This window comes from Acidimicrobiia bacterium (assembly GCA_041393965.1).
In the GTDB taxonomy this organism is placed as follows: domain Bacteria; phylum Actinomycetota; class Acidimicrobiia; order Spongiisociales; family UBA5794; genus UBA5794.
The window spans coordinates 614,271-637,371 of sequence record JAWKJB010000002.1; the positions used below are offsets into that span (position 1 = coordinate 614,271).

Consider the following 23,101-nt stretch of genomic DNA (forward strand, 5'->3'; position numbering starts at 1 on the left):
GCATGTTGTCCGATGTCGTTCGAAGTCAAGACGCGCGTGTTCGAAGGGCCCCTCGATCTTTTGCTTCAGCTCATCACCTCCCATCAGCTCGCAATCACGGAGCTGAGCCTCATCGAGATCGTCAATGAGTACCTCGCGTATGTCGATGCCATGGAACAACTCGATCTCGAAGCAGCATCCGAGTTCCTGTTGATTGCATCGACACTCATCCAGATGAAGGCTCGCCACCTGCTCCCGGACGACATACCTTTGGATCTGGACGAAGAAATCGCCCTCGCAAAAGAGCGGGACCGCCTCCTGTCGCGGCTGCTCGCAGCCCTCACCTTCAAGGATGTCGCCGCTGTGTTGCGGTACCGCATGGAGATGGGCGAGCGCCATGTCGGCCGCGAGGTCGGGCTCGAAGGCGTCGGCGTCGACCAACAACCTGATGCGGTCATCCCAGTCGATGCCGTCGGCTTCGCAGCGCTCGCCGAGACGGTTCTTTCAACCCGGTGGGCAGAACCCGATGTCGGCCACCTCGATCTGGAGTTGCCATCGGTGCATGACGCGATGGTCGACCTGCGCGGAAGGATGGCTTCGGTGACAACGGCGAGCTTCGATGAGATCGTCGAGCACTGCACCCGCAAGGCCGATGTCGTCGCGTACTTCCTCGCCCTTCTCGAACTCGCCAGGTGGGGCATTCTCGAGGTTCAACAACCGGAAGCTTTTTCCACGATCGGAATCCGGTTCGATCGGGCGGCCTCGGATCGGCACTTCGACACCGTCGTCAACGCGGAAGGCACACCATGAACGACGCGGCCCGGATCATCGAGGCGATCCTCTTCGTTGCCGAAGAACCGATCTCAGCGACGGAACTCGCACAGGTCATCGAGCAGCCCCGAGCTGTCGTCGAAGAGGCGCTCGTCGAACTCGAAGGTGAGCTCGCTGGGAGGCACGGAATCGTCCTGAGGGAGGTTGGGGGTGGCTGGCGGCTGTACACGGACACCGACTGCCACCCATACCTCGAGGCCTACGCGCGAAGCGACGGTGCCCGCAAGCTCACGAGCGCCTCGATGGAGACACTTGCAGTCGTGGCATACCGTCAGCCGGTTTCGCGCGGGCAAGTCACCGAGATCAGGGGCGTCGACTCCGAGCGAGCCCTCAAAACACTGGAACGCCGCGGGCTCGTTGCCGAGGTGGGGACAGCTCCGGGTCCGGGTCAGGCGATCCTGTATGGCACCACGACGGCGTTCCTCGAGAAGATGGGAATCTCGTCGCTCGCAGACCTGCCCCCACTCGCGGATCATGTACCGCCCGCCCAGATCGTCGAAACCCTCGAGATGCCCCTGAGACCGGAGCCATCATCGAACGACTCAACAAGCTGATTGCCCGAACCGGCATTGCGTCACGGCGGAACGCCGACATGCTGATCCAGCAGGGCAGGGTGACCGTCGACGGGACATGCGCCAAGCTTGGCGACCGCATCGATCCCGGAATGATGCGCGTCGCCATCGACGGTGTCATGCTTCCGCTCGACACGGGGCTTGTCACTTGGCTCGTATACAAGCCACCCGGTGTGGTCGCAACGATGGATGATCCGTACGGGCGTCCCATCGTCACCGATCTCGTCCCGCCGGAACCGGTCACCAAACCGGTCGGTCGCCTCGATGTCCATTCAGAGGGATTGATGCTGCTCACGAACGACGGCGATCTCGCGTTGCGGGTCACCCATCCACGGTTCGGCATCGAGAAGGTCTATCGGATCCTCACGACTTCTGCTGTTTCGAAACAGCACCTGGCTGCCATGGTTGCCGGGGTCGATCTCGACGACGGTCACGCAAGGATGATGCGGGCACGAGTGGTGACGACTCAGGGGAACCGTTCCATGGTCGAGGTCGTCATGACAGAGGGTCGGAAGCGGGAGATCCGTCGGATCTTCGAGGTTCTCGGAATCGGCATCGAACGATTGGTGCGAACATCGATCGCGGGGATCTCTGACGGGTCTCTTGCCCCCGGCTCATATCGGGCCTTGTCGGTCACAGAGATTCGTTCGATCTACGAGAAGGCTTCCCGGCAATGACCTCGGTCCGGAAGATCGAACACAAGGACGAACCGTTCGCCGCATCCATCACGGTTCCGGGGGACAAGTCCCTCTCCCATCGAGCGCTGTTGTTTGCCGGTTTGGCCGAAGGGGACAGCTTGGTATCAGGACTCGGACCCGGCCGCGATGTGGCCGCGACCGAATCGGCCCTTGGCGCTCTCGGTGTCGAGATTGTGGGGGAACAGATCCGGTCACCCGGTTTCAAGAGATGGTCGGAACCAGGCGAGCCGATCAACTGTGGCAACTCGGGTACAACGATGCGGCTCCTGGCGGGTGTGCTGTCGATGTCGGCCTTTTCGGTGGAGCTCGTTGGTGATGCATCTCTGTCGAAACGCACGATGACCCGATTGGAAGACCCGTTACGCTCCCTCGGGGGGATCATCACCACATCGGGGGGCCATGCACCCCTGCGGGTTGGCGGTGCGGAGATAACCTCACCCGCCGATATCGCCATCCCGATGGCGTCGGCCCAGGTTCGGACGGCGTTCGAGCTCGCCGCCTTGGCGTGTGTTGGCTCGTCAACGATTGACAGCCCTCCGGGGTTCCGGGACCACACGGAGCGATGGCTGCACGCCATCGGGCGGGGTGACTGGGAGACGAAGACCCGGTTCAGGGTCGATCCTGGCCCCATTCCGCCGGCACGGTACGACATCCCGGGCGATCCCTCATCGGCGGCGTTTCTTTGGACCGCCGCAGCCATCGCCCCAGGCTCGACGGTGATCACACCGGGCATCTCGCTCAATCCGGGTCGCTTGGGTTTCCTTCAGGTGCTCGACGACATGGGAGCGAACATCGAGGTTGTTGTCACGGGCTCGATCGGCGGCGATCCGGTCGGGGATGTCAGGGTCGGTGCCGGTCGACTCGTCGGGGTGGAGATGAACGGCGAGCTGGTAGCCGCAACCCTCGACGAACTACCGCTCGTTGCGGTCCTTGGCGCCAACGCCGAAGGGGTCACCGCGGTGTCTGGTGCCGCAGAGTTACGCGTGAAGGAGTCCGATCGGATCAACTCCATCGCTGCGATGCTCTCAGCTCTCGGAGGAACCATCGTCTCGAAACCGGACGGCTTCGACATCGTCGGAACCGGCAGGCTCGAAGGCGGTACGGTCGACAGCTTCGGCGATCACCGGATCGCGATGGCAGCGGCCGTCGCGGGGACCAGAGCGCGTGATCCCATACAGATCAGGGATGCCGATGCGGTAGGCGTGTCGTGGCCCGACTTCTACGAGACGCTGGAGTCGTTGTGGTCATAGCGATCGATGGGCCGAGCGGCGTCGGGAAGTCCACGGTGTCGAAACGACTCGCCGAGGACCTCGGGCTTGCATACCTCGACACCGGTGCGACCTATCGTGCTGCCACGCTTGCGGTGCTCGAGGCAGGAGCCGACCCCTCCGAGGAGGGTGCCGTCCTCGATGCGATCGCGCACCGCGTGATCGACTATGGCGCCGACGGCATCCTGCTTGATGGCCGGTGTGTCGTTCGGGACATCAGGACCGAAGCGGTCACCGACGCCGTGAGCGCCGTTTCGGCACATCCAGCCGTTCGGGCCGAGATCGTCGAGATTCAGCGCCGATGGGTCAACGACCGTGGCGGGAAGGCGGTCGTCGAGGGCCGCGATATCGGTACCGTTGTGTTTCCGCGTGCGACCGTCAAGGTCTACCTGACCGCATCACCGGCCGTTCGAGCAACCCGGCGGGCGTCCGATAGGGAGGCCGCCGGCAAGTCGCTCGACGAGATATCGGATGCCCTTGCGCGGCGGGACCGTGCCGATGCCACGCGGCAAGCATCTCCGCTGCGACCGGCCGACGACGCGATCATCATCGACACGGGAGCCTTGACAATCGATGAGGTCGTCCGGAAGATCAGGGCCAAGGTGGTTGGTTAGACACCGAGAATCGCGAGGGCCTCGGTTGCCGTCAGCTCACGGTCGAGCTCTCCCGGCCCGTATCGCCCAGGCGTGCGGCAGGCAAAGCCCCCCTCGACGAGGGCCTGAAGTGCCGTCATCAAGCTCCGGAGCTGTGGCGGAAGCGGGAAATACTCGTCCTCATCCGTCACCGGTACGATCTCGATGCCCTCCGATGGCGCAAGCAGATCGATCACGGCCCGAACTCGTTGGTCGGGCGCGGACGCACCTGCGGTCACCCCGACCGTTGAGACATCCCGCAGCCAGTCGGGCCCGATTCCCTCCGGCCCATCGATGCGATGCGTGGGAACCCCGGCATTGCGCCCGACGCGTACCAGCGCCTGTGTGTTGGACGAATTCTCCGAACCAATGACGAGAATGAGGTCCGCGCGACCGGCGAGGTACTCAACGGCGAGCTGCCGGTTCGTGGTTGCGTAGCACAGGTCGCTTTTTCGGGCGGTCCACAGATCCGGGAACCGCTCCCTTGCCGCCGCGAGTACACCGTCCCATTCATACATACCCAGCGTCGTCTGGGCGAGCAATGCAACCGGCGCACCATCGCGAACGCCAGATGGGTCGAGCCCGACCACGGGGTCAACAAGGTGAACGACCTCGGGAGCCTCAGCGACCGTACCGACGGCCTCATCGTGACCGTCGTGTCCCACATAGATGATGTGATACCCCTTGTCGGCCATTCGGCGAACCTCATGATGCACCTTCGTGACCAACGGGCACACCGCATCGACCATGACCGCTGCCCTGTCATGTGCCGCGGCAACGACCTCCGGCGCCGAGCCGTGTGCCGACAACATCACGGGACGGCCGACGGGCACCTCGGCGATGTCGTCGACAAACACGACACCGGCTTGTTCGAACGCCGCGACAACGGCACCGTTGTGGACGATCTCGTGATAGCAGTACACGGGGGAATCGAACACTTGGACCATCCATGTCAGCGCCTTGATCGCCATTTCGACCCCTGCGCAGAAACCGCGGGGCTCGGCGAGAACGATCCTGGTGACCATGGCGTGGAGGATACGGGTGGGATCGGAACTCGTCGCCTGCCTGCCGGCGGCACAGGCACGGGCAGGTATCCTCCGACGATATGGCCGCCGAATCCCTTCCAACCGTGCTCGACATCGTCCCGCGCTCACCGGCTGCGCGGGCGGGCCTGTGTGTGGGCGATGAGCTCATCTCGATCAACGGCGTCGTGCCAACCGATGTCATCGAATACCAGCAGCTCGTCGACGACCATGACCCGACATTCTCGATTCGGCGCATGGGCGCCGAGCACTCGGTCGCGGTCGTCAAGGGAGTTGGCGAACCGATCGGAGTGCGGCTCAATGCATCCCTCTTCGACCGAGTCCAGACATGTGACAACCACTGCTCGTTCTGCTTCATCTACCAGCTACCACCAGGGATGCGCAAGACCCTGTATCTGAAGGACGACGACTATCGGCTCTCGTTCCTCTACGGCAACTTCACGACCCTGACCCGATTCACGGAACTCGACCTCGCACGGGTCATCGAGGACAAGCTCGGACCCTTGTATGTCTCGATTCACGCGACTGATCCCGATGTCAGGGCCGCGATGCTCCGGAACCGACGGGGAGCAACCAGCCTCCGCTGGCTTGCCGCCCTGCTCGATGCCGACATCCCGGTCCACGGCCAAGTGGTCCTGTGTCCGGGCGTCAACAACGGAGTTGTCCTCGAGCGTACCCTCGCCGAGATCATCGCTCGCTACCCGCGACTCGCAACCCTCGGTATCGTGCCGCTCGGGTTGTCCAAGTACAACCGTGAACCGGATCTGCGAACCCACACGAATGCCGAGGCTGCCGAGGACCTCGAGATCATCCACTTCTGGGCTGAGCGCGCCTTCGATGCAGTCGGTCGCCGGATCTTCCAAGCATCCGACGAGCTCTATGTGAGGGCAGGCGTAGGAGTGCCACCCGCCGCCGCGTACGAGGCGTTCGCACAGCACGAGAACGGCATCGGGATGATCCGGGCTCTCTACGACGAACTCGACGGAATCGAACGGGGACTCGACATAGCGGGACCGATCGTCACGGGAGAGTGGCGCTCCGTCCCCGCCGCGCCCGCGGAGGGCTATCGCCTCCCGAAACACCTCGCGGACGATCCGGCCGTGTCCGACGGCCCCGGCGTCATCGTGACGGGTGAATACGGGGAATCGGTTCTCGAACCGCTGCTCGACCGGTTGGAGCAGCTCACCAATCGATCGGTGCGTCTGCTCGTCGTGCGCAACGACTTTTTCGGGGGCAACACCGCTGTCGCCGGTCTCCTTGCAGGGGAGGACATCAAGCATCGCCTCAACGCAGACGCGGAGCCTGCTGGCGCGTATGTCGTTCCCGATGTTGCGCTCGCGGCGGATCGGTTCATCGACGACATGCCGCTCGCCGAGGTTGCATCGGTCGCGAAAGCCCCGGTCGTTGTCGCCGAAGCGACTGCCGCGGGCCTCATCGGGGCATTGCGGTGACCCGGCGACCTGTCGTCGCCATCCTGGGGCGTCCGAATGTCGGCAAGTCGACACTCGTGAACCGTATCGTCGGGCGCAAGGCAGCCGTGACCGATTCGGTTGCAGGTGTCACGAGAGACCGGCGGCAGTTCGACGCCGAATGGCTCGGTCGCGAGTTCCATGTCGTCGACACGGGAGGCTGGGAAGCCCGGCCGGGGGAGGAGCTCACGGCCGACATCAGGGAACAGGCCGAGATCGCCGTCGAGACCGCCGATGTCGCGGTGTTTGTTGCTGATGCCACGACCGAGGTGACCGATGACGATCTTGGCATCGCGCGCATTCTCCAGCGTGCCGCGATCCCGTATCTCCTCGTCGCCAACAAGGCCGACTCACCGACGGTCGAAGCCGACCTGACGCACCTGTGGCGACTCGGTCTCGGCGAGCCCCTCCCGCTTTCGGCCCTTCACGGCCGCCGGACCGGCGACTTTCTGGACCGCCTCGTTGCCGTACTTCCGGACGAAGTGGACGGCACACCTCCCGAAGAGGCACTGGCCCGTCTCGCCATCATCGGCAGACCCAATGTGGGCAAGTCGACGCTGTTGAATCGGCTCGCTGGCGAAGAACGGGTGCTCGTCTCAGATGTTCCCGGGACCACGAGGGATCCCATCAACCTGGTTCTGTCCATCGATGGGGAGCCATTCGAGGTGATCGACACGGCTGGCATCAAACGCAGGACCCGCATCAGCGACGACGCCGACTACTACTCGGTGCTTCGCGCCCATGATGTCATCCGACAGGCCGATGTGGTGCTGTTCGTCATCGACGGCCAACGCGGAGCAACGCACCAGGAACAGCGACTTGCCGAAGAAATCGTCAAGGCGGGAAAGGGGCTCGTCCTCGTCCTCAACAAGTGGGACGACCTCACCGAAGACCAGCGTCTCCATACGGAGGACTCCGTCGCCGATCGCCTCGCATTTGTTGCTTGGTCACCCGTCTTGCGGATGTCAGCCCGAACGGGGGCAAGGACCCACCGGCTCGCGAAGACCATCCGCGCCGTCCTCGAACAGCGGCGCCGGCACATCCCCGCAGCTGAGGTGAATCGGCTGGTTCGAACGCTCCAGCAGGCACATCCTCCGCCCATCCGGAAGGGACGGAGACCGAAGATCCTCTACGCCGTGCAGGCAGAGACCGAGCCGCCCACCTTCGTCCTGTTCGTGCGAGGCGGTGACCTGGGACCCGACTACCTTCGGTTCATCGAGAACCGGCTTCGGGACACCTACGATTTCGGTGGGACACCGATCAGGATCAGAACGAGGGACAGGCACTGATGGACGACCGGCTCGAACAGGCGACCAAGCGGGCCCTCAGGGGTGGACCTCCCCGGTACCACGAGAAGCTCGCCGAGCAAGGCAAGCTTTTTGTGCGGGACCGAATTGCACTGCTCACCGACGATGGTTCCTTCGTCGAGGACGGCCTTTTGGCGCGCAACGACGATGAGGTTCTCGCAGCCGACGGTGTTGTAACCGGCCGGGCGCGAATCGAGGGGCGGCCGGTCATGGTCATCGCGAACGATCCAACGGTCAAGGCCGGATCGTGGGGGAGGGTCACGGTCGAAAAGATCATTCGCGCGCTCGAAGCTGCGTACGACGAGCTGCTTCCCGTCTTCTACCTCGTCGATTCGGCAGGGGCGCGCATCACCGACCAGATCGAGCTGTTTCCGGGACGGCGGGGTGCAGGGAACATCTTCTACAACCAGATCAGGCTCTCGGGTCGGGTTCCACAGGTGTGCTGCCTGTTCGGCCCTTCGGCGGCTGGTGGGGCGTACATCCCGTCCTTCTGTGATGTCGTCGTTATGGTCGAAGGGCGCGCGTCGATGTACCTCGGATCGCCGCGCATGGCCGAGATGGTGGTTGGGGAGACGACCACGCTCGAAGCCATGGGAGGCGCACGCATGCACTGCGAAGTGTCCGGATGCGGCGATGCTCTCGTAGCATCCGACGAGGGTGCGATCGAATGGGCTCGGGAGTACTTCTCGTATGTGGCCGACCATTATCGGGTACGGCCAGCTGAGTGGGCACCGGCACCGCCACCACCCGACGCTGATCTCGCTTCAATCCTTCCGGACACCCCGAGCGCTTCGTACGACATGCATCGGTTCATTGACGGCCTCGTCGACGAGGGTTCGTTCTTCCCGATCAAAGATCTCTTCGCTCCGGAACTCATCACTGGTTTTGGGCGCCTCGACGGCAAGTCGATCGGCATCGTTGCATCACAGCCCGCACATCTCGGCGGTGTGTTGTTCGTCGATTCCGCAGACAAGGCAGCCCGGTTCATGTGGCTGTGTGACGCTTTCAACATCCCGCTGTTGTTCCTCGCCGATGTCCCGGGGTTCATGATCGGTTCACAAGTCGAATCCGAGGGGATCATCCGCCACGGCGCCAAGATGCTCACCGCAATGGCCGAGGCGACGGTACCGAGGATTTCGGTGATCGTTCGCAAGGCGTACGGGGCCGGCCTGTACGCCTTTTCGGGGCCGGGATTCCGACCCGAAGCAACGATCGCGCTCCCCACGGCGGAGATCGCCGTCATGGGGCCAGAAGCCGCCATCAACGCTGTGTACTTCAACGCGATCGAAGCGCTCGAAGAGCCGCAGCGAGCCGAGTTCATCGAGGCGAAGCGAGCCGAGTACACGGAGGATGTCGATCTGTACCGTCTCGCGAGCGAGATCATCGTGGATGCGGTCGTCGATCCAACCGACCTGCGGTCCGAACTCATTCGCCGTTTCGCGATCGCTCAGCGCAAGGATCGCACCTTCTCCGGGAGACACCACGGAATCCCGCCGGTATGAGTGCATCCGACGAACGCCACCGAGGTCAGCGCGACGACGGCTCTGGTGGCAACGACCACACCGACGGCGAGGACGACCCCGGATGGCCCCTTTCGTTTCTCCTCCTCGTCACCGCCGGTGCGCTGTACCTCCTGCTTCGGCTCTTCGAGCTTGTCAGGTCCCTCGTGACATGACGCGATGAGTGCTCGCACCCACCTCGGACCCTTGGCTTTCCTTGCCGTTGTCCTCGTCATGTCGTCGTGCAGCTCGACACCGGCGGCCCCATACGAGCTTCACCACGAGTTTCGGCGGCTGTTCGCAGCGGAGGGCTCAGAGGGGGCGTTCGTCGCTGACCACATCGGGTCCGACTCGCCCCCGATCGCATACAACATCGAGCGCGCGAGAACACCAATGCCACCCGCCGAGACCTTTCGACCCCTCGCAACCCTGATCCTTGTCGAATCGGACACCGTGTCGTCACTCGACGAACCGCTTACCTGGAACCGCGAGGGCAAGTTTGTCCAGGACTGGCACCGGGAACACTCCCTTCGTACGGCCATCGCGACCGATGCGGAGTGGCTGTACGAACAAACCGCAGACAAGATCGGTGAGGACCCCTACGAGGTCTGGATCAACCGGGTTGGCTACGGCAATGCCAATGTCAGGGGGAGCCGTGGTTCGTTCTGGATGGACGGAACGCTCCTGATCGACACTTTCGGCCAAGTCGAGTTCTTCGCACAGCTCGCGTCGGGCACCTCGCCATTCAACCCCGTCGCGGTCCGGGAGGTCATCGAGTCACTCCCACAACAGGCCGGGGAAGGCTGGACCCTCTCCTACCAGCAGGGGAGAGTGCCCGGCACAGGAACCGAGGATCGGATCGGATGGCTCGTCGGCATCCTTGACACGGGCGACGACATGTGGGCACTCGGGATGCATATGGATGTCGGTTGGGACCGGACCATCGACCCGGACAAGCGTCTGCGCTTGGCGACGGCACTCCTCGCCGAGGTGGGGATCATCTCGGGCGACGGGGGATGAGCGTTACAGGGGTAGCCCTGGCCTAACCTTGCCCGAACGGGCTGTGGCGCAGTCAGGCAGCGCACTGGTCTGGGGGACCAGGGGTCGCCGGTTCAAATCCGGCCAGCCCGACCGTGCTGGCGGCCTGCGGGGTAGCCCACGACGGTTCCGAACCTTCGACGCGTCTTTCTTTGGCGATCAGCTTGTACCCGACGAAACGCTCGTTCTCATCTTCGATGTGTTCATCGGCGATTTGTTGATCAGTGTGGGTCTTCCCATTGTCTCGTTGGTGTGGCACAATTGTGTACATGGCAAGTGAATCATTGCGAACAGTGCGAGACCGGTTCTCCGAATTCATCGATCGAGTGCACTCACACCACGAACGCGTGACTGTCACCAGGAACGGAACGCCGGCTGCCGTGCTCATCAGCCCCGAGGATCTCGAGTCGCTCGAAGAAACCGCTGCGGTGCTTGGGGACTCCGATGCAGTCGCGGAACTCGTCGACGCGCATCGTGCTTATCTCGAAGGTGATGTGGTCCGAGGTGTCGACGCGGTCAAGGCATTGCGGCCTCGGTGACCGAACCGATCTATGAGATCGTCGTAGCCGCTCCTGCAGCGCGGGTGATCAGGGAGACGCTCCCGGAAGCGGTCGCGTTTGCGGTCATTGACTTCATCACCGGTCCCCTTCGTGAGAATCCGCGTCGGGTTGGCGCGGCGCTTCGCAACGAATTGGGCGGAATCTGGAGCGCTCGGCGTGGTACCTACCGCATTCTGTACCGGATTGATGTTCGCCGGCGAGAGGTCATCGTTCTCCGTGTGGGACATCGCCGCGATATCTACCGCACACGCTGACGAATGCCACGCATGAGTCCAGTCATTCCCGAACACGGACTTGGTGACGGATGACCTTGTCTAACCTTACCCCAACGAGCTGTGGCGCAGTCAGGCAGCGCACTGGTCTGGAGGACCAGGGGTCGCCGGTTCAAATCCGGCCAGCCCGACCGTGCTGGCGGCCTGTGGGGTAGCCCATGTCCACAACGGTTCCGAACCTTCGACGCGTTTTTTTGGCCGTCAGCTTCCTCCGTTGGGTTGGGCCCGGTTTCATTGTTCCGGTACTCGTCCTCGTGCTCACTTCGAGCGGCCTCCGTCTCGCTGAGGTCGGCGTCGTCTTCGCCGTGTATGGGGCCACGACGGTCCTGTTCGAGCTGCCAACCGGAGGACTGTCCGATGCGATCGGCCGGAAGCCGACCCTCGTCACCGCCGGCGTCCTGTTCGTCGTGTTCGATGTCGGGGTTGTGATGGCGTCGTCCCTTCCATGGTTCGTGGCTGTCGCCGCCCTCGGAGGCGCGGGCCGTGCACTGTCGAGCGGGCCGCTCGAATCGTGGTATGTGGACTCCGCACGCGCCGTGGATCCGACACTGGTGCTTCGCAAGGATCTCTCCCTCGCCGGTGTGCTCAGCGGCGTCGCGCTCACAGCAGGAGCCTTGGCGAGTGTTGTGTTCACCAACCTCCCAGACACGCTGCTCCCGGGTTTCACCAATGTGCAGCTTCCGATCCTCGGAGCCGCTGTCGCCGACGGTGTCTTCCTGGCCGTGGTGCTCGTCACGCTGCATGAACCCGATAGGTCGCGTTCGACCCTTCGTCAGGTGATCGCCGATGTGCCGTCTGTGGTGAGGCAAGGAGTTCGGATATCGTCCCGCACACCGTCGATTCGGATCCTCCTCGGGACCACCTTTCTCGTCGCCGTTGCCCTTGTCACCATCGAAGTGCTCTGGCAGCCGAGGTATGCCGAGATCCTCGGTGGCCCTGAGTCTGCGGCGCAGGTTGCAGGGTTCGTCGTCGCGGTCATCGCCGCCGCAAGTGTGGTTGGTTCATGGCTTGCACAGTTCCTCCCGAAGGGCCTCGCCCATCGCCCGGGCGTAGCGGCATGCGCGGTGCTGCTCGGTGGCAGTATCGGCCTCGTCGGAATGGCCAGGTCGATGAATCCTTGGATGCTTGGCGGATTGTTGTTCGTCGTGTATGTGTTTGTGTCGCTCTCGGGAGTGCTTCGCCAGGAGATGCTGCACGAATGGGTGCCGAACGAGCAACGCAACACGATCGTGAGCGTGGACTCACTCGCCGGCCAACTCGGAAATGTGGGAGCATCACTGCTGCTGATCCCGATCGCCGGCGCGACGAGCATCGCCGTCGGCTGGATCCTTGGTGCGGTGGCCATGGCCCTGTCAGCGATGCTTGTTGCGTTCGCACGAATGCCGAACCATTTCGGTTCCTTACCCCACACTGCGGTCGGATCGACCAACCAGGACCCGCCCGATTCTCTGAAGTATCGGACCGAAGAACCGTATGGTGTCGAGATCGAACCGTCGGCTGGTGCCGACATCGACACAAGGAGCGACACACCGTGAAGCTGACATCAGCGATGCTCTGTGATGCTGCCCAGGTCCAGTCAGGCAAACTGTTCGTCCTCGGAGGCGGCTTCGACACGATCAGCGTTCGGTCCCTGCCGGCAACACATCGGAGTCTCTCCCTCGCGATGGTTGCCGAGGTCGATGCGGAGGACCGCCAGCATGACCTCGAACTATCGATCACGCTCGTGGACGAGGACGGATCCGATGTCGGGGTCAAGGCAACCGGCCGTCTTCGGGTCGGGACACCGCCGAACCTTCCCGCTGGCGAGCCGAGCCTCATCCCGATTGTGAGCCCCTTTCACAACATCACCTTCCCGGAAGCCAAGGGCTACTCGTTTCAAGTGAGCCTCAACGGCGAAGAGCTTGGCAGGGTGAGATTCCGGGTGGTCCTGATCTCTTGAATCGGGAACTGTTCAATGCTCCGAACACGGTCTCGATCATCCGACTCCTCTGCATCCCGGTATTCGTATGGCTCATCGTCTCGGACAACGAAGGCTGGGCGGGGGTACTCCTCGCGGTGATCGGAGCAACCGATTGGGTCGATGGCTACCTGGCCCGTCGATTGAATCAGGTGACCGAGATCGGGAAGCTCCTCGATCCCATCGCTGACCGCATTGCCGTTGCCGTTGCCGTGATTGCTGGGCTGTGGGCGGGGATCCTTCCAGCATGGTTCGGCTGGGCACTCATCGTCCGAGAGCTGCTGGTCGGGCTCGGGGCCATCTACGGGTGGATGCACGGCATCACGCGGCTCGATGTTCGATGGACCGGCAAGGTGGCGACCTTCGCCTTGTACGCTGCCGTGTCGGGCTTCTACATCGGGGACGGGTTCGACCTTGAGTGGCTGACGGTGTGCGCCTACCTTGTCGGTGTCCCGGGCCTCATCCTCTACTACTGGGTGGCGCTGTGGTACGCAGGCGACATGGTGGCGGCCCGACGCGCGCAGCCGGAGGCACCGTAGGCAGGGTTCGGCGAAGAACCGGTGCGGGTGGCGACCGGGTTCCGCAAGCCGGTCTGATATCGTCGTTTGCGCCAGCACCGGACCAACAGGGAGCACCACCGGCATGAACTTCCCCGATGATCTCAGATACGCCGCGAACCACGAGTGGGCACGACGCGACGGTGATGTCGTGACGGTTGGTATCTCCGACTTCGCCCAGGACGCCCTCGGCGATGTCGTCTATGTCGACCTCCCACAGATCGGTGCGAAGGTCTCGGCGGGGGATGCCCTTGCCGAGGTCGAGTCGACCAAGTCTCTTTCGGATATCTACGCACCGGTGTCGGGAACCGTGACGAGCGTCAATGGGGTGCTTGCAGACCAGCCCGAACTCATCAACAGCGATCCGTACGGCGCAGGCTGGATTCTCAAGATCGAAATGAGCGATCCGGGCGAGCTCGAAGCGCTCGCCGATGCTTCGACCTACCGCGCCAACCTCGCATAGCGGGTTTCCTCCCACCGTTCAGGGATGAGGTTCGACCACAACTTGAGGGTTTGCCGGTAGCATGGTCCCATGTCCGACAGGGAAGCTCCAGAAGGCGACGGGACCGCCGGCCATGTCCCGATCGACCAAGACCCGACGATCGTCTGGAAACCGGTCGCAGGGTCCGACGCCGCATCCGAAACCACCGGCAGCCGCGTTGCCGGCGCGTTTGCCTGGGCGTTGACCATCGAGAACGGGCCCCAAGCCGGCCTGACCTATGTGCTGGGACCCGGCAATACGGTTGCAGGCCGCGGCGGTGACTGCGCGATCTTTCTGGCGGATGTCACGGTGTCGCGCGAGCACGCTCGCTTCTCGGTAGACGCCAACACATTATCCGTCACCGATCTCGGGTCGACCAACGGTACCTATGTGAACGGCAAGCGGTACGAAGCCGGTCGGCTCAACGAGGGGGACGAGCTGATGATCGGCAAGTTCCACCTGCGGGTTTCGCGCGGACATGGCTGAGCTGCGGGCGGTCGGATCGGCCCCACGACGCACCCACACCATCGGCGAGGTCATCAACCTGCTCCGTGAGGACTATCCCGAAGTGTCGGTTTCGAAGCTTCGCTTTCTTGAATCCAAGGGGTTGGTGTCCCCTGATCGTTCGTCATCCGGATACCGGATCTACACCGACGACGATGTGCGACGCATTCGTTTCGTGCTCTCCGAACAACGGGATCACTATCTGCCGCTCAAGGTGATCAAATCCAAGCTCACAGCATGGGAGCATGGCGAGGAATCGCCGGTCGCGCCAGACAAGGGAGCCCCTCCAGAGGCATACTTCGCGACCTCAGGCGTGTCTCTGTCGTTTTCCGAGATTGTGCGTTCGTCCGGCTTGAGTCCCGACCAGGCCGAGGCCGTCATCAAGGAGGGAATCCTTGCTCCTACGACGCTTCCGGACGGCACACGGACCTTCTCCGACGCAGATCTCACTATTGCGAGAGCGGTGCATCGTCTCCTCGGTCGGGGGATCGAGGTTCGCCATCTGCGTGGGATCCGCCTTGCGGCCGATCGACAGACCGATCTCCTTGGCCAGCTGGTCGCTCCCATGCTCCGCCACCGGAATCCCGACAATCAGCGACGGTCCGAAGAGATCCTGTCGGACACGGCCCAGGCGGCATCGATCATCCAGGAAACGCTGATCCGCAGTAGGCTTCGCAAGCTACTCGACCACTGATGTTTGCACTCCCGCTCGTCTCCATGGCGCTCACCGCGTCCCTCCTCGGCCCACCCGGGCTCCCGCCGGCCGAACCGTCAGACGCGCCATCGATCCCGACGGTCACCGCCGACCGCTGGATCGTGTACGACGCGAGCGCCGATGTCGTCCTCGCCTCATGGAACGCAAACGATCGGGCACCGATGGCTTCGGTCACGAAGGTGATGACGGCGATCATCGTCCTCGAGAACGCCGACCTGAACACGACGGTCACCGTACCCGGGTTTGCCACCGGATCGAGGGGATCGACAGCAGGTCTTGTGGCAGGGGAGGAGTGGACGATCGGTGATCTGCTCATCGCGATGCTCGTACGGTCCGGCAACGATGCCGCCCTCACCCTCGCGTACCATGTCGGCGGCGATTCCGTCTCGTCGTTTGTCGACATGATGAACGCCAAGGCGGTGGAGCTCGGCTTGCGAGACACCCACTTCGCAAACCCCAACGGTCTCGACAACGAAGAGCACTACTCGACAGCGAGCGATCTGCTGAAGCTCATCATCGCCGCACAGGACTATCCCGATGTGCAGCGGATTGCACGGATCAAGCTCGTCAGCATGCCTGCCGGTCCAAACGGAAGCCCGCGTACCTTTACGAACACAAACAAGCTGCTCGGTACCTATCCGGGCGTCGTGGGGCTCAAGACCGGGGACACCCCATGGGCGGACAAGGTGCTGCTCGGTGTCACCGAACGCGCCGGCCGGGCCATCTACACCGTCGTGATGCACTCAGACGACCACTTCGCCGACACGCGAGAGCTCATCGACTGGGCCTACAACACCTACACGATCAAGGACCGGTGGATGCGCGTCTTCTACAGCGAGGAGGGAGGCGGCGGCAGCGCGGTCACTCCCGGCGACCTCTCAGAGAGCCACGAACGGCGACTTCGCGCGATGCCGGCACTCGACGACGGCCAGTGGAACACCTCATCCATTGTGGACCTGCCGAAAGCGGAAGCCATCGGACGCTGGATCCGAGAAGCGATTCCGTCCGTCGCTGGTGGAGAATGAACCAAGATTTCGTTGAGGTCATCGCAGAAGACACGATCTCACGCAGAGTGACTGAGCTTGCAGCTGACATCGCAGCCGACCACCCGTCGGGAGATCTCGTCGTGGTCGGCATTCTCAAGGGCTCCTTGCTCTTCATGAAGGACCTCCTCGACAATCTTCCGTTTGATTCAACGCCCCAGTTCCTTGCGCTCACAAGGTTCGGGACCGAGGGCCGTGTGTCGGTCACCCTCGACATCGATGAGGCGATCAACGGGAGAGACCTCCTTCTCGTGCTCGAAATCGTCGACACCGGCTTGACACTTGCCACCATCCAGCGGATGCTCCAAGCGAAGGATCCACGGTCGGTTCGCACCGTTGCGCTCCTCGACAAGGCACCTCGCCGCATCGTCGATGTCCCGATCGACTACCGCGGTTTCGAAGTCGGAGACGAGTACCTCCTGGGGTATGGACTCGACTGGAACGGGCTGTTCCGAAACCTGCGCTCGGTGTGGGCGGTGATGGACATGCCGAGATTCCTTGAGAATCCTCAAGCGTTTGTCGACACCGCGTACCAGACGGAACGAGCATCGCTCGACGGGTGATAGGGTTCGAGCATGGCCGACCATGTACCGCTCGATCTCGTCGGAGTTCGGATCGAACTCCCGACCAACACGCCGATCCTGCTGCTGCGCGAGCACGATGGCACCCGATACCTTCCCATCTGGATCGGGACACCGGAGGCGACCGCGATCGCCCTCGCAAACGAAGGCGTCACGACCGAACGCCCGCTCACCCACGACCTGGCAGCCACGCTCATCCAGGAACTCGGAGCCACACTCACCGAGGTGGTCGTCACCGAACTGCGCGGTGGGACCTTCTACGCGGACCTGAAGCTCACCGTCGGAGGAGACATCCATACCATCTCGTCGCGACCGTCCGATGCCGTTGCGATCGCCGTGAGGCTCGATGTGCCACTGTTTGCCGACCGGGATGTTCTCGATGAGGCTGGGGTTGAGATCCGGGACCAGTCGGATGAAGAGGAAATCGAGAAGTTCAAGGAGTTCCTCGAACAGGTCGGGCCGGAGGACTTCGGTCCCACCTCGCCCCAGTGAGGCTTCCTCGCAATCTCCAGGCAGGGATCTTGGGTCTGCTCCTCGTGATCGGCGTCGGCGGCGTCGGGTTCGTGGTGATCGGTCATCTTGCGTGGGGTGATGCCTTCTACGCGACGATGATCACGATCTCAACACTCGGGTCATCCGAAGTCGGGGGCCCCTACGATGGGTGGACGCGAATCTGGGTCGTCGTCGTACTCGTCGCGGGCATGGGAGCGGCGTTGTACACCGCGACCGCCGTCGTCGAGTACGGTTTCGAAACCGTGATCGGATCCGACTATCGGAAACGCCGGAAGATGACCAAGGAGATCAACCGGATGGAGAACCATGTCATCGTCTGCGGCTTCGGCAGAGTCGGATCGACGGCGTGGAAGGCCCTCGATCGTGACGGTATCGAGTCGGTTGTCATCGAACGCGACCCGGAGATTGCCGAGCGAGCCATGGCGTTGGGCGCCAGCGTCGTGGAAGGAGACGCCACCAAGGACGGCGTGCTGCTCGAAGCTCACGCCGAATCGGCAGCAGCCGTGATCGCCGCGGTTGCCTCACCAAGCGACAACCTCGTCATCACCTTGTCGGTCAAGTCGCTACATCCCGACATCGCGGTCGCGGCACGGGCCGTGGATGAGGAGACGGAAAAGAAGCTGACGCTTGCCGGAGCGACCGCCGTGGTCACCCCCGAGCTCGTCGGCGGCGAACGAATGGCAGCGCTCGCGACCGAACCGGCGCTGGTGGGATTCCTCGACGCGGTTGCGTCGAATTCAACGATGGACTTTCGGATCAAGCGATTCACCATCGCGCCCGATTCACCGCTCGTCGGCAGGAGTCTCGCCGACCTGAACCTGCGGGCTGACACCGGCGCCATGATCATCGGTGTTGCGACCGGGCACACCAATGTGCGAATCAACCCCGACCCTCGGGCACCGTTCGAGGTCGGAGAAGTCCTGTATGGGCTCGGCTCGATGAGCGACCTCGACAAGCTCTCATCAATCATCGATCCTTCCGCACGATAGACCGCACTTCGTCGGGCATCGTTGACAACACCATCGGCCGGTCGTAACTTGCCGTTCAGGTAATCCGCAGTGTGGAATTACCGACATGTAACCTCTGGGCAGGAGATTCCAATATGGCACACACGGACGCATCGCTCGGATTCCGTTCACCACAGGTCTGCACCGTGGTGGGCATCACCTACCGACAACTCGACTACTGGGACCGTTCCGGGCTTCTCGGCCCCTCGGTCCGTTCCGCCACCGGATCCGGAACCCAGCGTCTGTACTCGTTCGAGGACATCGTCACGCTTCGTCTCATCAAGCGCCTGAGCGACGCAGGCACGAGTCTTCAGAAGATCAGGGCCGCGTTCGAACAGCTCGACACACAGATGGGGGAGACCTGGCGCCAAAGCGACATCACGCTGCTGTCGGACGGATCGACGATCTACGCCGCGACGAGCCCGGAAGAAGTTGTCGACCTTTTCCGCAAGGGGCAGGGTGTCTTCGGCATCGCCGTTGGTGTCGTGCAGCACGAACTCGCAGGCGAGATCTACGAACTCTTCCCCGACCACGCACAAGTGGTTGCCCCATCGGCGATCTCGGGAGCGGCAGGAACCTGACCACGGACGATCTCTTCGGGCCGTCACCGGCCGAACTCACCGACTTCGCCCACAACAGCGAGCGGGAATTCGCCCGACTCCTCGACTTCTACGGAATCGAGTGGCACTACGAACCCCGCGAGTTCCCGATCGAATGGGACGACTCAGGCGAGCCAACGAAGCTGTTCCGACCCGACTTCTACCTCCCGGACGAGGACATCTACATCGAGATCACGACGATGTCCCAGAAGCTCGTGACGAAGAAGAACCGAAAAGTGCGTCGACTCCGCAAGCTGTACCCCGAGATTCGCTGCAAGGTCTTCTACCAGCGCGACTACTTGCATCTGCTCGTGAAGTACGGACTTGAGGAGCCAGACGCCTCGCTCGAACATCCGGTCCCTACTCGAATCCCGGGACCGCCCGAGGTGCTCGATCTGGGGCAAGAGGCCGACGCCTGCTGACACTAGGCTCGCGGAGCACCCTGACTGGGTGTTGAACCAAGGAGGTGGGCGGTGCCCGCATCGCCACTGCACGATGTTCATGTGGATGCTGGCGCACGATTCACCGACTTCGGCGGTTGGACGATGCCGGTGCAGTACCGGGGGGTGCTCGACGAACACCACACCGTTCGCACCGCAGCGGGGGTCTTCGATGTGTCACACCTCGGCCGCTTCGAGGTCTCGGGCCCCGGAGCCGTCCGCCTCCTCGAAACGCAACTGTGCAACGACATCAACAAGATCGGGCCGGGACGAGCCCAGTACACGATGGCCCTCAACGAGCGCGGCGGGATCGAGGACGACATCATCGTGTGGTGGGTCGACGACGAACGATGGTGGGTGATGCCGAACGGGACGAACTTCGACGAGATGCTCGCCCGGTTCCGTCACGCAGTGCAAGACGATGTCACCTTTGTGGATGTGCGATCCGACACGGTACTGCTCGCCGTCCAGGGTCCAAGCGCCCCCGCGACCATCGAGACGGTGTTGGGGTTCACCCCTCGACGGTTCCGAGTCGAGACGGGTGAGTATGCCGGATCACGGGTCGTTGCGGCCGGCACCGGCTATACGGGGGAGCCGGGTGCCGAGATATGCGTTGCTGCTGGCACCGCTGAGGCACTGTGGACCGAGCTGATCCACAAGGGTGTTGAACCGGCAGGGCTTGGTGCCCGTGACACGCTCCGCCTCGAGATGGGCTTTCCGCTCTGGGGTCAGGATCTCACGGAGGACACCACTCCGGTGGAGGCGGGACTCGACTGGGTCGTGGCGTGGGACCATGACTTCGTCGGTCGGACAGCACTCGAAGCGATGCGCGACGATCCACCTTCGAAGCTTGTCGCCTTCACGACCGAGGGCCGGATCATTCCTCGGCACGGCTATCGGGTCACCTCGACGACCGGTTCGGGGCTTGTCACATCGGGGAACTACTCACCGACGCTCGGACACGGCATCGGCCTTGCCTATGTCACACCCCCGCCCTCTGCAAACGACCAACTGACGGTCACCGTTCGCGGCAGTGAGGTGCCGGCGACAATGGTGGACCTTCCCTTCATCGATCGATGATCGCCCTCGACCCCGCGACCACCTGGTGGTCCCGCCTCGCGTGGGAAGGACTGGCGTTTGATCTGGGAATCACACTCGATCCCTCCCGAGAGATCCCCCATGTGCGGGGGGTACCGATTCCGGTCCCGATTCCCGAAGCTCACACCGTCGTGAGGGAATGGCCGAACCGTTCGGGTCGGTGCGAGGCGTTCTCGGAGCACGATCTGGTTCGGTGGGACCGTTCGCTTGCGCCACCTCCGAGCGCTCCGTGGGTCATTCCGAGAGGAACCGAAGTGGATCCGACCGAGTTCGTCGAACGGCAGAGGTGGTTCGCGAAGTTCGTTCGATCCCTTGAACAGATTCCGAAGGTCGTCCGCGCCGTCCCTTCCGACACGCTGGCTGCAATCGTTCTGACACCCGCCCGCGCCATGGGTGACCTTCCCGCTGGTGTCGATCCGGTTCCTCGGCAGCTCGGTGAGTTTCCGGGAGGGATCACGATCCGCGTGCCGTCCAAGCATTGGGAGGACCGCGACGCATATGCTGACATCGTACGGGCCTGGCTGCGAGTCCACGCCACGACATGATGAGGAGGATTGATGGAACCGGTTGAGGGTACCTTCACGACCGACGACGGGGTGGTCCTGCGGACCGTCACGATCACGGGCCCCGCCTTCCGGTACGAGCTCTTGCATGTCCATGGCCTCGGTGAGCACGCCGGACGCTGGACCGAGCGCCACATCGAACTGGCCCGCCGGGGTGCACGAGTCACCGCATTCGATCTTCGTGGCCACGGGAAGTCCGGTGGACGGCCCCTGCATGCGGACTCCTTTGAGCGTTTCGCGCGCGATGTCTCCGAGGTGGCATCCGCCACGGTCGCCGTGAGCGGCAGACCATGGGTGCTCTACGGTCATTCCATGGGTGGACTCATCGCCACCAGCTATCTGATCCGGAACTGTGTACCTCGGCCCAATGTCGCCGTCCTGAGCGCACCCGCACTCGGAGACAGCACGCCTGCGTTCAAGCGCGGGGCAGCCAAGGTGCTCGGCCGTTTCGCTCCCACTTTGGGTACCGCCACGCCGGTGAAGGGTGAGCACCTGTCTCGCGATCCGCGGGTGGGTGAGGACTATGCCGCGGATCCCCTTGTTCAGCAGCGCGGGACACTCGGTCTCGGACGGGCGGTGTTCACCGAACAGGAGAGCCTTGCACCCCATCTCGGTGAGATCACCGTTCCGACGCTCGTCATCCACGGCGGCGACGACATTCTCGTTCCAACGGCGGCAAGCGAGCCCCTCACCGAGTCGGTGAGTGTGGAGCGCAGGGTGTACCCGGGACTCCGCCATGAGGTGCATTTCGAGCCGGAAGGTGAACAGGTCGTGGCCGATGTCGGTGACTGGATCGAATCGAAGCTCTTCTGAGAATCCTCAGGCGCGTTCATCGAGCGGTATCGATCGCCTCGATGACCGCGCGGCGCTCGCGGTAGTCGCCAAAGCCAGCCTCGATTGCCGAGATCGTGATCCGATACAGGTCGTCTTCGGTGAGATCGAACCGTGACGCCGCGAGGCGGTACTCGCTCGACACCGTGACACCCGACATCAGCCGGTTATCGGTGTTGATCGACACATTGAAACCTTCCCGGTAGAGCGCACCGAAGGGGTGTTTCTCAAGCGAAGGAACCGATGCCGTGTGCACATTTGAGGTGATCGCGACCTCAAGCGGTATCCGGTGATCCCTGACGCTCGTCGCGAATCGGCCGAGGCTCGCAATGGTGCGACCGTCGTAGTCGCAGTCCTCAACGACGCGTACGCCGTGACCGATGCGCATGGCCCCACACCGTGCAAGTGCGCGCCACATCGAGTGGGGACCATCCGCTTCCCCGCCGTGAACGGTCAAGCCGAGCCCCGCCCCACGAGCGATACGACAGGCTTCGATGAAGTCGTCCGCCGGGAAGCCTCGCTCGGGCCCCGCGAGATCGAATCCGACGACGCCCCTCCCGGCCACCTGCGCCGCGGCCGTAGCCACCTCGACGCTATCGGTGTCTTGGCGCATCGCACAGGCGATGACGCCACCGATCACGATTCCGCCGACCGATGCTGCACGACGACAGCCCTCGATGGCGGCTTCGAGGACGGCTGTAAGGCTGAGACCGCCGGTGGTGAGGAGCGAGGGGGCGAATCGGATCTCGGCGTACACAACCCCGTCGTCAGCGAGGTCCCGAACCGACTCGTAGGCGACCCGGCTGATCGCCTCCTCGGTCTGCATCAACGCAACCGTGTGCGTGAACGGTTCGAGATACCGGACGAGGGATCCCGAGCTCCCTTGATGGAAGTAGGCGCGGAGGTTCTCGATGTCATTGGTCGGCAACCCGCGGTAGCCGACCTGATCGGCGAGTTCCACGACGGTTTCGACCCGCAACCCACCATCGAGATGGTCGTGCAGCACCGCCTTCGGCAGCGCCGCGACATCGGGTCCGGTCATCG

At 63.2% G+C, this 23,101-nt stretch carries 29 protein-coding genes and 2 tRNA genes; 29 read left to right on the forward strand and 2 right to left on the reverse strand.

Annotated elements, in window-relative coordinates; all coding sequences use genetic code 11:
• The first annotated feature begins 12 nt into the window (after positions 1–12).
• Genes R2823_07845 through cmk form a run of 5 tightly spaced genes read left to right on the forward strand, consistent with a single transcriptional unit; the run spans position 13 to position 3,962 of the window.
• Positions 13–789 carry a ScpA family protein gene (locus R2823_07845; GenBank protein ID MEZ5176103.1) on the forward strand — a complete coding sequence of 259 codons (777 nt, stop codon included), beginning with the start codon at positions 13–15 and terminating at the stop codon, positions 787–789.
• Positions 786–1,364 (forward strand): SMC-Scp complex subunit ScpB, encoded by a 579-nt coding sequence (scpB, locus tag R2823_07850; GenBank protein ID MEZ5176104.1) that lies wholly within the window; start codon positions 786–788, stop codon positions 1,362–1,364. The genes R2823_07845 and scpB overlap by 4 nt, the downstream gene beginning before the upstream one ends.
• Before the next feature lie 38 nt (positions 1,365–1,402).
• Positions 1,403–2,059, forward strand: coding sequence for a pseudouridine synthase (locus R2823_07855; GenBank protein ID MEZ5176105.1), 657 nt, complete (start codon positions 1,403–1,405; stop codon positions 2,057–2,059).
• Complete coding sequence (gene aroA / locus R2823_07860) at positions 2,056–3,330, forward strand: 3-phosphoshikimate 1-carboxyvinyltransferase (GenBank protein ID MEZ5176106.1); 1,275 nt, start codon at positions 2,056–2,058, stop codon at positions 3,328–3,330. Before R2823_07855 ends, aroA begins: the two co-directional genes overlap by 4 nt.
• The gene (gene cmk / locus R2823_07865) at positions 3,321–3,962 is read left to right on the forward strand and encodes a (d)CMP kinase (GenBank protein ID MEZ5176107.1); all 642 of its coding nucleotides are present in this window, start codon (positions 3,321–3,323) and stop codon (positions 3,960–3,962) included. The genes aroA and cmk overlap by 10 nt, the downstream gene beginning before the upstream one ends.
• On the opposite strand, the gene ispH is transcribed toward cmk, so the two are convergent.
• Entirely contained in the window at positions 3,959–5,005 is a 1,047-nt protein-coding gene (gene ispH, locus R2823_07870) for a 4-hydroxy-3-methylbut-2-enyl diphosphate reductase (GenBank protein MEZ5176108.1), read from the reverse strand. The two genes, cmk and ispH, sit on opposite strands and share 4 nt — an antisense overlap.
• An 80-nt stretch (positions 5,006–5,085) precedes the next feature.
• Between ispH and R2823_07875 the strand changes: the two genes are divergently transcribed.
• The 24 genes from R2823_07875 to R2823_07990 all read left to right on the forward strand — a co-directional run bounded on the left by R2823_07875 (position 5,086) and on the right by R2823_07990 (position 22,039).
• On the forward strand, positions 5,086–6,474 hold the full coding sequence (locus tag R2823_07875) for a DUF512 domain-containing protein (GenBank protein ID MEZ5176109.1): 1,389 nt from the start codon (positions 5,086–5,088) through the stop codon (positions 6,472–6,474).
• Positions 6,471–7,781, forward strand: coding sequence for a ribosome biogenesis GTPase Der (gene der, locus R2823_07880; GenBank protein MEZ5176110.1), 1,311 nt, complete (start codon positions 6,471–6,473; stop codon positions 7,779–7,781). The genes R2823_07875 and der overlap by 4 nt, the downstream gene beginning before the upstream one ends.
• The gene (locus tag R2823_07885; GenBank protein MEZ5176111.1) at positions 7,781–9,301 is read left to right on the forward strand and encodes an acyl-CoA carboxylase subunit beta; all 1,521 of its coding nucleotides are present in this window, start codon (positions 7,781–7,783) and stop codon (positions 9,299–9,301) included. Before der ends, R2823_07885 begins: the two co-directional genes overlap by 1 nt.
• Complete coding sequence (locus R2823_07890) at positions 9,298–9,474, forward strand: hypothetical protein (protein ID MEZ5176112.1); 177 nt, start codon at positions 9,298–9,300, stop codon at positions 9,472–9,474. The genes R2823_07885 and R2823_07890 overlap by 4 nt, the downstream gene beginning before the upstream one ends.
• A 4-nt stretch (positions 9,475–9,478) precedes the next feature.
• Positions 9,479–10,318, forward strand: a complete 840-nt coding sequence (locus R2823_07895; protein ID MEZ5176113.1) for a penicillin-binding transpeptidase domain-containing protein — start codon at positions 9,479–9,481, stop codon at positions 10,316–10,318.
• A gap of 37 nt (positions 10,319–10,355) precedes the next feature.
• A tRNA-Pro gene (locus tag R2823_07900) sits at positions 10,356–10,429 on the forward strand.
• 176 nt (positions 10,430–10,605) lie between these two features.
• Positions 10,606–10,875, forward strand: coding sequence for a type II toxin-antitoxin system Phd/YefM family antitoxin (locus R2823_07905; GenBank protein MEZ5176114.1), 270 nt, complete (start codon positions 10,606–10,608; stop codon positions 10,873–10,875).
• Positions 10,872–11,150, forward strand: coding sequence for a type II toxin-antitoxin system RelE/ParE family toxin (locus R2823_07910; GenBank protein MEZ5176115.1), 279 nt, complete (start codon positions 10,872–10,874; stop codon positions 11,148–11,150). The genes R2823_07905 and R2823_07910 overlap by 4 nt, the downstream gene beginning before the upstream one ends.
• Positions 11,151–11,225: 75 nt before the next feature.
• Positions 11,226–11,299 (forward strand) — tRNA-Ser (locus R2823_07915).
• A 27-nt stretch (positions 11,300–11,326) separates the two neighbouring features.
• Positions 11,327–12,703: an MFS transporter gene (locus tag R2823_07920; protein MEZ5176116.1), complete on the forward strand. Its 1,377-nt coding sequence runs from the start codon at positions 11,327–11,329 to the stop codon at positions 12,701–12,703.
• Positions 12,700–13,107 (forward strand): hypothetical protein, encoded by a 408-nt coding sequence (locus tag R2823_07925; GenBank protein ID MEZ5176117.1) that lies wholly within the window; start codon positions 12,700–12,702, stop codon positions 13,105–13,107. The genes R2823_07920 and R2823_07925 overlap by 4 nt, the downstream gene beginning before the upstream one ends.
• Positions 13,104–13,664, forward strand: a complete 561-nt coding sequence (locus tag R2823_07930) for a CDP-alcohol phosphatidyltransferase family protein (GenBank protein MEZ5176118.1) — start codon at positions 13,104–13,106, stop codon at positions 13,662–13,664. The genes R2823_07925 and R2823_07930 overlap by 4 nt, the downstream gene beginning before the upstream one ends.
• Before the next feature lie 103 nt (positions 13,665–13,767).
• A complete protein-coding gene (gcvH, locus tag R2823_07935; protein ID MEZ5176119.1) occupies positions 13,768–14,145 on the forward strand; it encodes a glycine cleavage system protein GcvH in 378 nt (125 codons plus the stop codon).
• A gap of 69 nt (positions 14,146–14,214) precedes the next feature.
• Positions 14,215–14,649 (forward strand): FHA domain-containing protein, encoded by a 435-nt coding sequence (locus tag R2823_07940; protein ID MEZ5176120.1) that lies wholly within the window; start codon positions 14,215–14,217, stop codon positions 14,647–14,649.
• Positions 14,642–15,361, forward strand: a complete 720-nt coding sequence (locus R2823_07945) for a MerR family transcriptional regulator (protein ID MEZ5176121.1) — start codon at positions 14,642–14,644, stop codon at positions 15,359–15,361. The genes R2823_07940 and R2823_07945 overlap by 8 nt, the downstream gene beginning before the upstream one ends.
• Positions 15,361–16,407 carry a D-alanyl-D-alanine carboxypeptidase family protein gene (locus R2823_07950; protein ID MEZ5176122.1) on the forward strand — a complete coding sequence of 349 codons (1,047 nt, stop codon included), beginning with the start codon at positions 15,361–15,363 and terminating at the stop codon, positions 16,405–16,407. The genes R2823_07945 and R2823_07950 overlap by 1 nt, the downstream gene beginning before the upstream one ends.
• Positions 16,404–16,988 (forward strand): hypoxanthine phosphoribosyltransferase, encoded by a 585-nt coding sequence (gene hpt / locus R2823_07955; protein MEZ5176123.1) that lies wholly within the window; start codon positions 16,404–16,406, stop codon positions 16,986–16,988. The genes R2823_07950 and hpt overlap by 4 nt, the downstream gene beginning before the upstream one ends.
• Before the next feature lie 12 nt (positions 16,989–17,000).
• Positions 17,001–17,498: a bifunctional nuclease family protein gene (locus tag R2823_07960; protein MEZ5176124.1), complete on the forward strand. Its 498-nt coding sequence runs from the start codon at positions 17,001–17,003 to the stop codon at positions 17,496–17,498.
• Between the two features lie 29 nt (positions 17,499–17,527).
• Positions 17,528–18,508, forward strand: coding sequence for a TrkA family potassium uptake protein (locus R2823_07965; GenBank protein MEZ5176125.1), 981 nt, complete (start codon positions 17,528–17,530; stop codon positions 18,506–18,508).
• A 113-nt stretch (positions 18,509–18,621) separates the two neighbouring features.
• The gene (locus R2823_07970) at positions 18,622–19,107 is read left to right on the forward strand and encodes a MerR family transcriptional regulator (GenBank protein ID MEZ5176126.1); all 486 of its coding nucleotides are present in this window, start codon (positions 18,622–18,624) and stop codon (positions 19,105–19,107) included.
• A 218-nt stretch (positions 19,108–19,325) separates the two neighbouring features.
• Positions 19,326–19,547, forward strand: coding sequence for a hypothetical protein (locus R2823_07975; GenBank protein ID MEZ5176127.1), 222 nt, complete (start codon positions 19,326–19,328; stop codon positions 19,545–19,547).
• Positions 19,548–19,598: 51 nt separating this feature from the next.
• Positions 19,599–20,645 (forward strand): glycine cleavage system aminomethyltransferase GcvT, encoded by a 1,047-nt coding sequence (gene gcvT / locus R2823_07980; GenBank protein MEZ5176128.1) that lies wholly within the window; start codon positions 19,599–19,601, stop codon positions 20,643–20,645.
• Positions 20,642–21,208, forward strand: a complete 567-nt coding sequence (locus tag R2823_07985) for a hypothetical protein (GenBank protein ID MEZ5176129.1) — start codon at positions 20,642–20,644, stop codon at positions 21,206–21,208. Before gcvT ends, R2823_07985 begins: the two co-directional genes overlap by 4 nt.
• A 12-nt stretch (positions 21,209–21,220) precedes the next feature.
• The gene (locus tag R2823_07990; GenBank protein ID MEZ5176130.1) at positions 21,221–22,039 is read left to right on the forward strand and encodes an alpha/beta hydrolase; all 819 of its coding nucleotides are present in this window, start codon (positions 21,221–21,223) and stop codon (positions 22,037–22,039) included.
• Positions 22,040–22,055: 16 nt separating this feature from the next.
• Here the strand turns inward: R2823_07990 and add are convergent, their stop codons facing one another.
• Complete coding sequence (gene add, locus R2823_07995; GenBank protein MEZ5176131.1) at positions 22,056–23,099, reverse strand: adenosine deaminase; 1,044 nt, start codon at positions 23,097–23,099, stop codon at positions 22,056–22,058.
• Positions 23,100–23,101 lie beyond the last annotated feature (2 nt).

Excerpts from the sequence above, each read along its gene's own strand:
- R2823_07845 (MEZ5176103.1), top strand. The coding sequence starts at position 13 with ATGTCGTTCGAAGTCAAGACGCGCGTGTTCGAAGGGCCCCTCGATCTT.
- scpB (MEZ5176104.1), top strand. The coding sequence starts at position 786 with ATGAACGACGCGGCCCGGATCATCGAGGCGATCCTCTTCGTTGCCGAA.
- R2823_07855 (MEZ5176105.1), top strand. The coding sequence starts at position 1,403 with ATGCTGATCCAGCAGGGCAGGGTGACCGTCGACGGGACATGCGCCAAG.
- aroA (MEZ5176106.1), top strand. The coding sequence starts at position 2,056 with ATGACCTCGGTCCGGAAGATCGAACACAAGGACGAACCGTTCGCCGCA.
- ispH (MEZ5176108.1), bottom strand. The coding sequence starts at position 5,005 with ATGGTCACCAGGATCGTTCTCGCCGAGCCCCGCGGTTTCTGCGCAGGG.
- R2823_07875 (MEZ5176109.1), top strand. The coding sequence starts at position 5,086 with ATGGCCGCCGAATCCCTTCCAACCGTGCTCGACATCGTCCCGCGCTCA.
- R2823_07885 (MEZ5176111.1), top strand. The coding sequence starts at position 7,781 with ATGGACGACCGGCTCGAACAGGCGACCAAGCGGGCCCTCAGGGGTGGA.
- R2823_07890 (MEZ5176112.1), top strand. The coding sequence starts at position 9,298 with ATGAGTGCATCCGACGAACGCCACCGAGGTCAGCGCGACGACGGCTCT.
- R2823_07895 (MEZ5176113.1), top strand. The coding sequence starts at position 9,479 with ATGAGTGCTCGCACCCACCTCGGACCCTTGGCTTTCCTTGCCGTTGTC.
- R2823_07905 (MEZ5176114.1), top strand. The coding sequence starts at position 10,606 with ATGGCAAGTGAATCATTGCGAACAGTGCGAGACCGGTTCTCCGAATTC.
- R2823_07920 (MEZ5176116.1), top strand. The coding sequence starts at position 11,327 with ATGTCCACAACGGTTCCGAACCTTCGACGCGTTTTTTTGGCCGTCAGC.
- gcvH (MEZ5176119.1), top strand. The coding sequence starts at position 13,768 with ATGAACTTCCCCGATGATCTCAGATACGCCGCGAACCACGAGTGGGCA.
- R2823_07940 (MEZ5176120.1), top strand. The coding sequence starts at position 14,215 with ATGTCCGACAGGGAAGCTCCAGAAGGCGACGGGACCGCCGGCCATGTC.
- R2823_07945 (MEZ5176121.1), top strand. The coding sequence starts at position 14,642 with ATGGCTGAGCTGCGGGCGGTCGGATCGGCCCCACGACGCACCCACACC.
- R2823_07950 (MEZ5176122.1), top strand. The coding sequence starts at position 15,361 with ATGTTTGCACTCCCGCTCGTCTCCATGGCGCTCACCGCGTCCCTCCTC.
- hpt (MEZ5176123.1), top strand. The coding sequence starts at position 16,404 with ATGAACCAAGATTTCGTTGAGGTCATCGCAGAAGACACGATCTCACGC.
- R2823_07960 (MEZ5176124.1), top strand. The coding sequence starts at position 17,001 with ATGGCCGACCATGTACCGCTCGATCTCGTCGGAGTTCGGATCGAACTC.
- R2823_07970 (MEZ5176126.1), top strand. The coding sequence starts at position 18,622 with ATGGCACACACGGACGCATCGCTCGGATTCCGTTCACCACAGGTCTGC.
- R2823_07975 (MEZ5176127.1), top strand. The coding sequence starts at position 19,326 with ATGTCCCAGAAGCTCGTGACGAAGAAGAACCGAAAAGTGCGTCGACTC.
- R2823_07985 (MEZ5176129.1), top strand. The coding sequence starts at position 20,642 with ATGATCGCCCTCGACCCCGCGACCACCTGGTGGTCCCGCCTCGCGTGG.
- R2823_07990 (MEZ5176130.1), top strand. The coding sequence starts at position 21,221 with ATGGAACCGGTTGAGGGTACCTTCACGACCGACGACGGGGTGGTCCTG.
- add (MEZ5176131.1), bottom strand. The coding sequence starts at position 23,099 with ATGACCGGACCCGATGTCGCGGCGCTGCCGAAGGCGGTGCTGCACGAC.